This is a genomic window from Roseibium marinum (genome assembly GCF_002906165.1).
Lineage (GTDB): Bacteria > Pseudomonadota > Alphaproteobacteria > Rhizobiales > Stappiaceae > Roseibium > Roseibium marinum.
In genome coordinates, this window is the sequence record NZ_PPCN01000005.1 from 292,707 (window position 1) to 306,361 (window position 13,655).

Below are 13,655 nucleotides of genomic sequence, written 5' to 3' on the forward strand. Positions count from 1 at the left end.
GGTACCAAAGCTGCGTATCGGCCCGGTGTATTGCCGATGCAGGAATGGGTGAGCGACCCTTATGAGTATTGCGTTCATTGGAATTGTTTCGATCATTGGCGGGTTCTCAAGTTTTCTCCTGGGAAATGCCGCTCTTGTGAGAATGTTGGCGATAGCCGCGGTCTTGGGAGCCGCCGCTGCTCTTTTTGTCGGAAATACAAATATTCCTCCGGCTCATGTCCTGCTGGGCTTTCTGGCATTCGGCGTTATGGCGGACAAGTCGACGGCGAATACCTTTTTTCACGGGTTCGAATTTGGAAAACCCGGCTTCTGGCTTCTGCTTCTGGTGATTTACGGCGTCTTGAGCGCGTATTTCGCACCACGCCTGTTCGCCGAAGACATGGCGATCGTACCGCTGGGAAGATCTTCCTATGCCGACACCGGTTCGACGGTGCCGCTGGGTCCGGTCTCAAGCAACCTGACCCAAAGCATCTACCTGATTTCAGATGTGCTCTGCTTCGGTCTGGTTTCGGCAGTTGCCGGCAGGCCTGAAGGTTTCAATTTCGTTGTGAAGGCGCTGATCGCTTATTGCGTGGCGAATCTTTTTTTCGCGATCCTGGACCTTGTGACATATGCCACAGGTACCCAATCATTCATGTCCTTCATTCGCAACATCCGCTACACGCTGCATGTCAACGATCAGGTTGCCGGAATGAAGCGCATCGTGGGGTCCTTTACGGAGGCTTCTTCCTTCGCCCGCTCGACCCTCGGCGTCCTCGGTTTCGCCGGCACATTGTGGCTGGCAGGCTATCGTCCGGTTCTGACAAGCATCCTCACATTTACCGCCGTGGTGATGGTCGTGATGTCGACATCCTCAACAGGTCTCGCCGGAGCGCCGGTCGTGATGCTCATCCTTTACGCTACCGGTCTGCAACTGGCCTTCACTTACGGTCTCCACGGATACAGCCTCTTCTTCCTTCTGATTTCTCCGCTTTGCGTCATCGCCGTTCTGCTGCTTCTGATCATCGACGGGGCGTTGTGGAACCAGATTTTCGACTACGTCAATCTGGTGGTTCTGGACAAGGCATCCTCTGACTCAGGGGTTGAACGCGGCTCCTGGAACGAATTGGCCTGGCAGAATTTTACCGCCAGTTACGGGCTGGGCGTCGGTCTTGGCACCATTCGGGCATCGAGCCTGTTTTACGCTTTGCTGGCAGGTGTGGGAATTCCGGGAACATTGTTCTATTTCGCCTTCTGCTACACGGCCTTCATAGGGAAATCGTGGCAGGTCACCTTTCACGGACACGCCGTCCGCCTGGCGGCACGCAATGGATGCCTGGGATTGCTCGTCGGCGATCTTGTCGTCAGCCCCTCGATCGACCAGGGGCTGTTCTTCTACATGCTGGCCGCGCTCGCAGCAGCAGGCACTGTGACCGCAACCGAGCGCAAGCCGCAGGTATCGATGGTGGCGGTCCGATGAATTCCCCCTTGCCCTATGCGATCAATGGACGCTTCCTGCTGCAGAACATGACAGGTGTCCAGCGATACGCATTCAATGTCGTGAACGCCATGCAGAGATCGGTTCCCGATTCTGCCAGCCTGCCGGTCATCGCTCCGCAGTCGACACCGGATGTTCCCGGTTTCCAGGCGTCGATCGAGCGCAAAGGAGCGTTTTCCGGTCACATGTGGGAACAGCTTTCGCTGCCGAACGTCTGGCCGGACCGTTTGCTGAACCTGTGCAACACGGCGCCGCTCGTGAAGCGCAATCAGGTCATCTGCATGCATGACGCCAATGTGGTCATCGCGCCGGAAAGCTATAGTGCCAAGTTCCGGGCTTACTATCGCCTGATACAGCCCTATCTGGCCCGGCGGGCTTACCGGGTCGCAACCGTTTCTCATGCCTCGGCGCGCCAGATCGCGCGGCATCTGCAAATCCCTCTGGCAGATATCGTCGTCCTGCCGAACGGCCACGAACACGCATTGAACTGGGACGCTGCACAGGCCGAGATCGCCCCCCATTTTGTCGAGCAGATCTGTTACCTGCGCGGTCGCCGGTTCGTGCTCGCTCTGGGCTCGAGATCCCCGCACAAGAATCTGGATTTACTGATCCGTGCCGCACCAGCCTTGGAGGCAATTGGCGTCGATATCCTGATCGCGGGGGGAGATGCCGGCATCTTCGAGCGCGAGAGGCTGGAGGAGCGGACGAACGTGCACCTGCTCGGACGTGTGCCGGATGCCGATCTCGCCTACCTTCTGGACAGCGCTCTCTGTCTCGTGTTCCCATCACTGACTGAAGGGTTCGGCCTGCCCATCATAGAGGCCATGGCACGGGGCTGCCCCGTTATTTCCTCCAATCTTGCCAGTATGCCGGAAGTCTGCGGCACGGCTGCGCTGCTGGCCTCGCCCTTCGATACCCGCCAGTGGGTGGAGCATGTGAAGGCGCTCTGCGCTTCGCCGGACTTGCGCGTCGAATTGATCGAAAAAGGTTTCGAGCAGGCCGAAAGGTTTTCCTGGGCGCAAACAGCTCAAGGGTACCTGGATCTCATGGAAACATCCGCGTTCAGGCAAACCCGCGCTACGGGAACAGAGGTTCGCGGATTGAAGGTCGGAGTGGTTTTCGCGACACGGGGCAGACCCTCGGTGGTCAGCGCCACAGTCCGTCATCTGCTTGAAACCCAGACCCTGAAACCGGATACGGTCATTGTTTCATGTGTCGATTCGGACGATGCCGGCGACCTTGGTGAACTGGACGGCGTCAAGGTCCTCACAGGACCGGGCGGGTTGCCGGCACAACGCAATACGGGTCTGTCGGCCCTGTCCGACGAGATCGATATCGTTGTATTCTTCGACGATGATTTCATTGCTCACAAGGATTGGCTGGCGGTCGCGGCGCAAACGTTTCAGGATGAAAAGCAGGTGGTTGGATTTACCGGGCGCGTCATCGCAGATGGCATCAAGGGCCCTGGAATCAGTTTTGAGGACGCCGTCCGGGCCGTGGAGGAAGACCAGGAGAAGGATGATGCGTCATGGATCGAACCCTTCAGTCCCTATGGCTGCAACATGGCCTTTCGGATGGCGGCAGTGGCAAGTGAAAGGTTTGACGAGCGGCTCGTGATGTACGGATGGCTGGAAGATCGCGATTTCGGGGCTACGCTCGCCAGGCGTGGCGGCCAGCTTGTGAAATTCAATCAAGCTTCCGGAGTTCACATGGGAACCAAGTCCGGCCGTGTCAGCGGTCACAAGCTCGGATACTCGCAGATCATCAATCCGATCTACATGCTGAGAAAGGGGACCATGTCGCTCCGGGAAGTCTGCGGACAGATATTCAGAAATGTGGCGAGCAACCTGGCGCGCGCCTTTCGCCCCGAGCCGTTCATCGACAGGCGCGGAAGAGTGAAGGGCAACCTTCTTGGGCTTCAGGACCTTCTGCGAGGCCGGCTTGAGCCCGAGCGGGCGGCAGCTCTCATTTCGCCAAAAAGTTCGGTTGGCCTCAGTGGCGTGGAGAAACAAAGTTGACTTACAAAGACATTCCAGCTTCCGGTCAGATTTTCAGACGTGTCCATCCCCTTCATCCTCAGGGTGAGCAACCGGAACGGGGCCCGCAGGCTCTCGTCGAGTTGGTTCTGGCGATCGTTTTCCGGTACAAGATCATGCTTACGGGCTGTGTGCTGGCCGGGCTTGTGCTTTCCGCCTATTATGCCAGCACCTTGCCGCCAGTCTACAAGGCCACGGCAAGCGTTCTTCTGGAGCCGAAGCGCGTCGTCAAGGTTGACGGTCAGAGCTCCTTTCAGCAGGAATTGAACCTGAACCGCGTCGATAGCGAACTGGTGGTCATCAGTTCCGAGCGCTTGCTTTCCGAAGTGTTCGACAGTCTCGAGATGAGTTCCGACCCGGAGCTGGCAAACAGAGAGCCCAGCACCCTTTCCCGCTATGCAGGCGAAGCCAAGGAGTGGATTGCCGGCATCCTTGCCTCGATAAGCGGTGGCGAGGGAGGATCAAACTCTTCCGCAGCCACCACGGCGACCGACCAGTCCAACAGGGACTGGCTGACTGCGTTCAGCCGTTTCAGCAATCGCGTCAGCGCCTCACGAGTGGGTCAGTCCTTCGTCCTGTCCGTTACATACGCCTCCTCCGACGCCAAACTTGCGTCCCGGGTCGCAAACGCGATTGTCTCGGCCTATCTGTTGCAGACTGTCAACGCGGAGTATCAGACCCTGCTTACGGGCGCTGGAACCCTGCAGGGCCGGCTGGACGCGCTTTCGGAGCAGATAAACACGTCCAGAGACGCCATGATGGCTGGCAGGGTGCCCGACAGGCCAATTCCGGATGCGAATGCGCGTGTCATCGGCGAGGCACAGGTTCCGCTGAGCCCTTCGGCTCCGCGAAAGTCGCTGATCGCGGCTTTCGGCGCAATACTCGGGCTCATACTCGGGGTCTGCCTGGCGGCCCTGCGGTTCACCCTTGACAAGAAAATCTGGAAAATCAACGACCTGCAGAACAAGTTCAATGGTCCCTGCCTTGGTTATATTCCCCTGCCTCGCAGGCTGCGGCGGCGCTCCAAACTTGCACCCGCTTCCGTTGCGTCTGTCATATACCGCCATCCGGAAGGCAAATTTCCGTCTGCTCTCCGAGACCTGCGCACGACTATCGATCTGATTTGTGCGCCTTTCGCCGAAAAGCGGAATTCCGTCGTTGCACTCGTTTCGTGGGAAGACAGCGTGACGCCAACGACCGTAGGCCTCGGACTGGCTGAATTGAACATTCGCAGCGGTCATCGTGTTACGCTACTGGATGCTGGCTGCAGCAGGAACAATCGTTCTGGCGGGGAAAAACGCGCCAGCCAGACCATTACATTCGCAGATGCCGTGGTTGATCCTTCGACCCTTGACGAAACGGTGCTGACAGAGAATCCGAGGTTGCTGTTTCTTCCGGTCTATTCGCAAAATTCAGATATCAATCTGCGTGTGGATCTCAGCGGAGCGCGTGCCAAAGACCTTATCGGCAGTTTGGTCGGACGCGGCAAGATATTGATGTCGCTGCCGCCCCTGAACGGTTCGGCGGACGGCTTGTCGCTCTCCGTTCAGGCGGACGCCGTTATTATCGTGATCACTGCCGGAAAGACGACTCTGGGAAACGTTCAGGACGCGGAACGTCAACTCATGCGGGTTGGCGCCAACCTTATCGGGACGGTTTTCGTGCAGGGGTGACCCTGGCCTGAAATCTGTCGGGGCTGCGCAGTCAGTGCCGACAGACAGTTCAAAGACGCATGGCCATTCACGATTCAGGGCGCGAACCAGCCTGTGCCTGGAAATTGAGAAAAGCCAGGCTCGGCTGACCGTCGTTTACCAAGACGACCGGGCGGATGTGCCGTGCGGTGCCTTTGGCGAAAAACGGGACCTTTCGGAGACATCAGTATCTGTCGAAAAACTCCAGTCGGGACCGTCCGATGATCACTCTCAGTCCCAGAGCAAAAAGGGCCGCAAAATAGACGGCGGCTCCCACGGGAGCAACGACCGCTAGCTCATAAAAAGCCGGCCATTCCAGATCCGCCATTTCCCTCCGCAGGATTGCGACGCCTATCGCCATGGCGATCGCGGCAACGCCTATCTTCCACAAGTTCTTCACCTGCTGGACAATGCCGACACCCACCACCTGGCGTGCATAATAAAGATAGAAGCCGCTCATCAGAACCGCGAGGAATGCGCGGGCGATACTGACCCCAAGAACGGAAAAGGCATAAAAGCCAGCCGTCAGAAGCAGCAGCCGCAAACACAGATCAATCACGTTCACTCTGACAATCAGGAAGGGCCTGTCGATCGCCAGGCACATCGAATAGAGCGTCTGAAAATACGGTATTGGAAGAACCGCAAGCGCAAGAATGCTGACATAAACGGCTGCGTCTGCCCATTTCGGTCCGAGCAGTAATGCGGTCGCGAGATCGGCGGTCAGGGAAATACCCACGCACGCCGGCACGGAGATCATCATAGCGAATCGGACAGCCTTCAAGAAAGCCTGCTGAAGCCGCTCCCGGTCGTTGCCGATCAGGGAAAACGCCGCCATGACGGATTGAAGCGCAGGTCCGATCAGGCTCTGCGTCGGCATCGTCGCAAGGTCGCTAGCGATCGCATAGCGGCCCAGCGAGGCCTTGTCGGATCCCAGGCCGACGAGAAGCCGGTCGAATTGCCAGTTGAGTGCCGAAACCAGTTGCGCAACACTGTACCAGCCTATGAAGGCCGCAAAGTCATTGAGCCGCTTCAGCGAAAGCCTTGGACGGTAAGGGGCCAGAATATAGGACAGGGCGGTCGCGGCGAATGCAGCGGCAACGTAGTTGGCCGCTATCGCCCAGTAGGTCGCGCCTGCATAAAGCAAGATCATTGCGGCCCCGAAAGCACAGATCTTGCCCCCGAATTCCATCATGAAGGTTTGCAGAAATCCGAGTTTGCGCGCGAAGTGAACCATGGCCGGGCTGACGAAACCCTTGGCGATGGATCCGGTGACGATGAACAGGATCAGCGGGACAAGTCTCTGCTCGTCATTGATGTGTGAAAAAGGCCATATCAGCACAAGAACGACCAGTGCGACGAGACCGCTTCGCATCGCGCCCAGCGTAAAACCGGTATCCAGGTGTTCCCGATCTATCTTCTCCAGCCGCACCAGGGCCTGCGTCACCGGCACTTCCAGAATGGTATCGATAATCAGGACCAGAGACATCGCCAGCGCGGCCAGACCGAAATCGGCCGGTGTCAGGACGCGGGCAAGAATGGGAAGCATGATGAAATCGATCGCCCGCCCCGTGAAGCGCGAAAATACCAGCCAACCGGCGCCCTTGAGAGCTCTGAGTGCAATCATTTGCGACTTTCGAATGTTGTGTCCGCAAACACAGGCCGCGCACCGCAGAGGTGGATCCAAGCGGCTAAAGCGGATTTCGGTCAAGTTCTTGAAAATTTATATTATTTCCCGGCATTCCACGCCGGATTTTTTAAAGTTTGCCGCAACTGAAACTGTTCCGGACTGTTTGAGCCGTCCTGTGGTCCGGCGGAATTGAAAAATTTGCGTAGGCCTGCAGGATCCGGCAATGGGAAGCGAGGAGCTTGAAACCGTAAATCATGAGTGCAGTCATTAGTGCCTCCCGCTACTTCTGAAACCGTGCGGATACACCCCGCAACGCGTAGGTAATTTCCAAGGCTATCAGCAAAGGCAGGCCAAATGAGGAAAAATCACGGGAGATCGCCCCTTCCTTCCAGAGGTTCGATTTGACCGTCACCAGTTTGTTCCGCAGGCTGTGGTTGCCGCTTTCCTTGAGAACCTTGACGTAGTCCGCCCTTCCGAAATCGACAGAGCGCTCACCGACTTCGAGAACCGCGAGATCGAGGCTCCGTGGAAAGGTAATCGCCTGCTTAAGGCGTGGCCAGGCTGTGCTGGCGTCGCGAAAAACCTGCTCGCCGCTTTTTAAGGTGTCAATGTAACGAAGTACTCCACTAAGCATCGGGCTCAGGAGGTCCTTGTCGATCGGGTAGGACATATCGACCGAGTTGGTGCCGACACTGCCGTCGTCGTTCCGCTCGAACCTGCGGACCGACGGAACCTTCGGTTCAAAGAGGCTTTCGATAATGTGCCAGTATCTGAGTACGACGCTTTCGGTACGGAACGGATCATACTTGTTCTGCTCGACAACCAATCCCGAGACTTTTTCGAAATGCTCCTCGCCGAAGCCCTTGTAGTTGCTCCGGGCAAAGTGAACCGTTTCGAAGCCTTTTTGGGTTAGTCCCGCCGCCAGAAGCCGTTGCGTGCTGCCGTAAAGCCCGGTGTCACACAGGATGAGGCGCGTGGCATTGCAGCCGACCTGATCGAGATGCTGCTGGAACATGGTATTCTGAGCGTGGATCTCCTCGCGCAGTTCGCGTCCGCCTTCGCTGTCGAGCAGGGCATAGAAACCGGCCGCATCAAACGGCTTCTGCCAGTCTGGCGATGTGCCATGGCTGGCGCCACCGAGCGCCTTGGCGACATCGGAAAAAGTCCGCCCGTTGAATTCGCGGCCGATTTCGTCGAGGGCAGCGGCGCTCCGGCTCTCGACCGCGGCACGCGCGGCAATGAGACGTGAAATCATGAAAGTTTCGCGGCGGACATCTCCGGGCAAACCCAACACATCGAGGATGCGCTCATACGCTTCGCGGATGCCGACGCCGCCACGCGCGCAAAAAAGAAGCACGGAGGGTTTGTCGGCTGACTGGGCCTGCTGGGCATATAGCCATATCTTCAGGCAGAACTCGGCGACGATTGGGCCAAACACATCGTGTCCGAACTCGGCTGGATCGGCTGTACGGTGGATGGCACCGCGCCGGGAGAGTTTCTCACCGAACATCTGCATGGATCTGGTGGCGGCCCCGTTCGCCAGTGAACGATACCGCATGATCGGGTTCCGCGGCAGGTGGCGGGATTTCAGTCCCAGCGTTTCGGGTACACGGCTGTCGGCTACATGGTCATCTCCAAGATGGAGTACCTGGTCCGCGCGAACGCCTTCCTCTTCCAAGACATGCCGGAACAACGCCCCGTGCCGTTTGCTCGCCTGGGCATCTGCGCTCGAATAGACCCGGTCGATGAGTTCGGGGGCGTGGAAATGTCCGATTAGTTCCGCGACCTGATATGCGGAGAGGGCGGTGTCGCTGACAGCAATCGTTCTCAGACCTTTCTGACGGCACGCGCCAAGAAAATGCGCCAGTTCACGGTTGGCGAAAAGCGACCTTTTCTCGGTCTCGACCTCGATGGCCAGACGGTGTTCGAGAAAGCTTTCCGGCAGTGACAGCAGCTCAAGCTGCCACCGAACGATATCGGTCAGCCGCACCTCGCCCACATTTCCACCGACATTCAGCGCCCGATAGACCATCTGCTGGGTCATGCGCCTGGCCTTTACAAGGTCACAGGCTTCGACCTCGTAACCGTTCTTCTTGAGGATTGAGGAGAACTCTCTTTCGCATTTGGAAATTCTCGAGGTCTGAGATTTGACTTTCCGTAGCAGCAATGTGTCGAAAACATCTGTTGAAACTACTTGTATGTTGTCCAGAATATCAATTGAAAATCGGGAAACCTTACGCAAAACGCATCCTCTTGATATTTCAACGCGTCTAAATTTCTTAATCTAAAGATTTTTTTTAACTTCAGCTTGGTTTTACTGAGGGTAATTCTGTTTCAAGAATTCATATGCACGATCAAGATATGTTTGATTGCAAGTCAAGGATAGCTCATCCTGTTATGTCTTTACAGTAAATTTTTTGTATAATTTGTAAAACTGTTGCGCCAACCAGAATTCCTTGCGCAAATGGCTTTGTATAAAAATTATATAGCAATAAGATAACCTGAACTATTCTAATCTTTAGGCGGGTTTGCTTATTTCTTGGGCAAATTTTAAGGCGGTGAATGAAAAATTTTTTCCCAAACGATGAAGCTCCGGACCAGGTATTTCACACAGCTATCCTTGGTGCGGGAATTTCGGGACTTGTGTCGGCTTCAATCCTTGCCGAACAAGGTTGTGGCAGGATTCTTGTCATCGATGAATACGATCACCTGGGTGGCAATCACCTTGATTGGTCGTCCAACGGCTACACGTTCGACATCGGGAGCCTGATTTTTCAGGACGATTCTCCGCTGATCAAACACTTTCCGGAACTCCTGCCGCATTATGTCAATGTCCATCCGGAATGGGCAAGGCTGAACCCGCAGGGAAAAATAACCGCTTACCCGGTGTCGGTCCGCGACGATATCCTGGCGGGGGGGCCGCTTGTAACCGCACGGATCCTGGTGTCCGCGCTCTACGCCCGGATTTTTCAAAGGCAGATGGATAGCGCCGAAGAATTCGCCCGTTACTGGATCGGATCCTGCCTTTTAACCAGATCCGGGCTCAAGACATATATGCACCGGTTTTACGGAATCGAACCCAGCCAGATTGATATCGACCTGGCAAAAAAGAGGATGCTCTGGATCAGTGAAAACGCCTCCTTTCGCGGCGTCTGGCAGAGATTGAAACACCGCTTCAAGAAGTCCATGCCACCGTCAAACAGGCAGCTCGTCCGGCCAAAAGAAGGTTTCGCGCCGCTCTATGATACCGTCCGGCAAAAGCTGAGCAAGTTGGGGGTCGAGTTTAGTCTCGGCAAAAAACTGAATGCCGTCCAGAAATCGAAATACGGCTTCACGGTCGTTACCGAAGGCGGTACCTTCCGTGCTGCAAACGTGGTGTCGACGATCCCGGTCAGCCAGGCCACAAACCTTTGCGGCATTGAAATGGGAAGCGAACTCAGAACCATCACGCTGATAACCCTCTATTTCAGTTTCTCCGGAAACAGAGGTTTCGATCAGTCGATAATCTATAATTTTTCCGATGAAGGCGCGTGGAAGCGTCTTACCGTTTATTCCGACTTCTACGGACAGGTTCATGGCCGGGAATATTTCGCGGTTGAAGTCATCTCCAATTTTCTCGGAGCGGGCGTTGAGGAAGCCGAGAAGGATTTCCGCGCGCATGTACGCGATGCACGACTTTTCTCCGGTGACCTGAAGCTGGAGGGAAGTCAGGTCCTGGAAAATGCCTACCCGATCTACAGCCGGGGTTCCGTCAAACAAGCTGAAGACGCGATTTCGGCACTTCGGGATTTCGGCATCCTCTCCTTCGGACGTCAGGGAGGGTTCAACTATCAGCCCACGGCGCGTGTCTCGACGATCGAAGCCGAAAGCGCGATGCAAGGTTTCAATCTCAAACAGACTGTTGAAGTTGTTGGTGAGATCAAGGAGGAACAAATAAAAATGTAAAATTTACTGGATTCTTCGAGTCTTTTGTGTTTTTCTTATTGGCAAATTTCACAATATTTGCATTTGCAGATCTATGGTGTGTTATTTTGCGAGCTGACTTTTTTACGGCTTCTCTCATTTCCGCGGCCGGCGAAGTGCAGGTGGTTTAGCTTGTCTCCTTCGGTTGCCAGAGTACGGATTTTATATGCGCGTCTTGCATTTACTCAATCACTCCAAACGTCTGAATGGCCATGTCCATGCGGCGGTCGATCTTTCCTGCGCCCAGAAGAAACAGGGACATGAGGTATCAATCGCCAGCGGTAGTGGCGACTTCGATGACCTGCTCAAAAGACAGGGCGTCGAGCGGTTCGAAATTTCTCATGAGCGCCGGCCTTTCACCTTGCTGAAATCGCTCTGGAAACTCTTCTTTCTAGTCCGGAAATGGAAACCGGACGTCATTCACGCGCACATGATGACAAGCGCCGTTCTCGCCTGGCCGGTCTGCAAGCTTTTGAGAATTCCACTTGTCACAACCGTGCACAACGAGTTTGAAAAAAGCGCCGATCTCATGCGGCTCGGCGATCGGGTTATCGCCGTCAGCCAGGCCGTGAGGGATTCGATGGAACGGCGCGGTGTCCCGGCTTCGAAATTGCGGGTGGTCCTGAACGGAACAATCGGTTCTGCCCGCTTTGAAGAGCGGGACGATACGAAAGCCGATCTGAAACATCCTGCCATTCTCATCGTTGCAGGGCTGCATCCGCGCAAGGGACTTACCTATCTTCTCGAAGCCTTCGACAGCGCCTGGGAGAAATACCCCGCCGCCAATCTATACATCGTCGGCAGTGGACCTCATGAACTGGAATACCGGGAGAAAGCGGCTGCCCAGTCCTCCAGCGGCAATATCACGTTTCTGGGCGGCCAGAACGAACCGTTTAAATGGATGGAGGCTGCGGATATATTCGTGTTGCCGTCGCTTGCCGATCCGGCGCCACTCGTCATTTGCGAGGCGCGTGAAGCCGGATGCGCTGTCATCGGCAGCGATGCTGGGGGTATCCCTCAACTTCTTGAATATGGTGAAGCCGGCCTGATCGTCCCGGCGCAGAATTCGGCGGCACTCGCCGAGGAGCTGTGCAAGCTTCTGGCCGAACCGCAAACGTTGGCGGAATGGAAGAAACGGAGCCAGATCAGGATCAGCTATCTGACAGTCGACCGGGTCGCTCTGCAAACTTGCGAGATTTACGCGAACATAAGAGGCTCCTTCGGCAAGTCCGCGATTGAACCAGATGCGCACAGGATGGAGCAGTAATCCCTCCGGAGGAGTGCCCGACTTGATAAGCCGACGTGATCTTCTCATTCGTACCGCTGGCGCCGCCGGCGGGCTGTCCACGGCCTTGTACGCATCTGTCCCCACAGCTGAGGAGGGAATGGATCCGCTGGCCGGGCGCACGCTGGTTTTCGATGAGGTTTTTGCAATGCTTGATCCGGAAATCTGGCATGCAGGCCGCAAGGCAACCACATTCGATAGCGGATTTTACGGCCGCTCGGCCTTCGCACGAATTGAAGGTGAAGAAGGTTTCCAGCCCTATGAAATCGTGGATGACCCACAGACGGAAAACGGCAAGGCGCTCAAGATTTCAGCGCGCTATATCGGCCGCAAAATGAACGTGCCGAGCTATTACGGCAACGATCTGCCGGAATATCAGTGGATCTCAGGCAATATCCAGACAGCAAAACCCGACGGCACGCTTCTGAAGGGATGGCGGGACGGTTATTTTGAAGCGCGCATGTGGTTTCCGGCACACCCGTTGACCTTTCCGGGCTTCTGGTTCCTGAACGGCCGCAGCATACTTCATCCGGAAACGAGCATCGAACTGGACATTGCCGAGCACAAGGGATTCGAGCCGAAGGTTTACGGCGCTTACCTGCATGAGTGGGGTGAGCCGGGGCAGCATCACGAAAGCATCGGTGTGCCAACCCCTGTTGACGTCACCACCGGATATTTCCGTTACGGGATGCTTGTCGATGGCGCGACTTGCAGTCTGTTTTTTGAACGCCAGAGGATCGAGGACCCGGTCTCCGGCGAACCGGTCATCTGGAATATCGGCCGGGCAGACGAGATGGACGGGCAAAACGATGTCTTCTGGCCGCTGATAACCCTTGCTCTTCTCTCCGATGTTCCGTTTCCCGATCCCCTTATTGAAGAACACCGCCAGACCGCCCTTCACGTGGATTATTTCCGCGTCTGGCGCTGAAATGGGGCCGTCGCCGGCAGGGATCGGATCGCCTCGGGAGCCATAAAAAAGCCGCCCGGAGGCGGCTTTCAGGATCGGTGGACAAACTTTGCTGCTCAGCCGAGCTTGCCGAAGGCGGCGTGAAGCTGGCTGATCTGCGAGGCGACCGGGTTGTCGTTATTGGCTTCTTCGGACCGCTCTGCCTCGTCCTTGCGGTAGAGCATCTTGTCGAGATGCACCACGCGTTCCTGCAGGCGGGTGGAGCGTTCGACCAGGTCGCGCAGGGTTTGGGGAAGTTCTTCCCAGACCGGGCCGCCGGTCGCGCTGCTCAATTTGTCGAGGCGGACCTTGTTCTTGTCACTGCCGGCCTGTTCACGGGACATCTCGCCCTCGTTCACGGCCCGCTGGAGCAAAAGCCAGGAGGCGAGCTGCATCAGCCGGGTCGTCAGGCGCATGGATTCGGTGGCATAGGCGAGCGAGCTGGGCCGGGGAAGCTGCTTGGCTTCCTCGCGGCCTTCTCCGTCCAGGTACATGGCCGTTTCCTCGACCAGCGACATGCCTTCCTGGAACAGGCTCTGAAAGTTGTCGGAACTGGCCAGGTGATGCGCGATGTGCACCGTTTCAACAGGACCACCGGCTTTTTTCATGTCTTCCGTCATAGGATTACTG

Annotated in this window: 9 protein-coding genes; 6 read left to right on the forward strand and 3 right to left on the reverse strand. The window is 56.3% G+C overall.

The annotated features are described in order from the left end of the window. Positions 1-61 precede the first annotated feature (61 nt). The 3 genes from CLV41_RS14060 to CLV41_RS14070 are packed head-to-tail and all read left to right on the forward strand — an operon-like array spanning position 62 to position 5,186. Complete coding sequence (locus tag CLV41_RS14060; RefSeq protein WP_103223024.1) at positions 62-1,459, forward strand: hypothetical protein; 1,398 nt, start codon at positions 62-64, stop codon at positions 1,457-1,459. Beyond that, positions 1,456-3,495 (forward strand): glycosyltransferase, encoded by a 2,040-nt coding sequence (locus CLV41_RS14065; protein WP_103223025.1) that lies wholly within the window; start codon positions 1,456-1,458, stop codon positions 3,493-3,495. The genes CLV41_RS14060 and CLV41_RS14065 overlap by 4 nt, the downstream gene beginning before the upstream one ends. Further along, positions 3,492-5,186: a GNVR domain-containing protein gene (locus CLV41_RS14070; protein WP_103223026.1), complete on the forward strand. Its 1,695-nt coding sequence runs from the start codon at positions 3,492-3,494 to the stop codon at positions 5,184-5,186. The genes CLV41_RS14065 and CLV41_RS14070 overlap by 4 nt, the downstream gene beginning before the upstream one ends. Before the next feature lie 202 nt (positions 5,187-5,388). On the opposite strand, the gene CLV41_RS14075 is transcribed toward CLV41_RS14070, so the two are convergent. Then, positions 5,389-6,828, reverse strand: coding sequence for an oligosaccharide flippase family protein (locus CLV41_RS14075; protein ID WP_103223027.1), 1,440 nt, complete (start codon positions 6,826-6,828; stop codon positions 5,389-5,391). Between the two features lie 283 nt (positions 6,829-7,111). Further along, positions 7,112-8,875: an HAD family hydrolase gene (locus tag CLV41_RS14080; protein WP_235867134.1), complete on the reverse strand. Its 1,764-nt coding sequence runs from the start codon at positions 8,873-8,875 to the stop codon at positions 7,112-7,114. A 518-nt stretch (positions 8,876-9,393) separates the two neighbouring features. On the opposite strand from CLV41_RS14080, the gene CLV41_RS14085 reads away from it, so the two are divergent. The 3 genes from CLV41_RS14085 (at position 9,394) to CLV41_RS14095 (ending at position 13,007) form a co-directional block, all read left to right on the forward strand. Beyond that, on the forward strand, positions 9,394-10,776 hold the full coding sequence (locus CLV41_RS14085; protein ID WP_103223028.1) for an FAD-dependent oxidoreductase: 1,383 nt from the start codon (positions 9,394-9,396) through the stop codon (positions 10,774-10,776). A 184-nt stretch (positions 10,777-10,960) separates the two neighbouring features. After that, positions 10,961-12,061, forward strand: coding sequence for a glycosyltransferase family 4 protein (locus CLV41_RS14090; protein WP_103223029.1), 1,101 nt, complete (start codon positions 10,961-10,963; stop codon positions 12,059-12,061). After that, positions 12,039-13,007: a LamG domain-containing protein gene (locus CLV41_RS14095; protein WP_103223030.1), complete on the forward strand. Its 969-nt coding sequence runs from the start codon at positions 12,039-12,041 to the stop codon at positions 13,005-13,007. Before CLV41_RS14090 ends, CLV41_RS14095 begins: the two co-directional genes overlap by 23 nt. Before the next feature lie 95 nt (positions 13,008-13,102). Here CLV41_RS14095 and rcdA read toward each other — a convergent pair whose 3' ends face one another. Further along, a complete protein-coding gene (gene rcdA / locus CLV41_RS14100) occupies positions 13,103-13,645 on the reverse strand; it encodes a protease adaptor protein RcdA (protein WP_103223031.1) in 543 nt (180 codons plus the stop codon). Positions 13,646-13,655 lie beyond the last annotated feature (10 nt).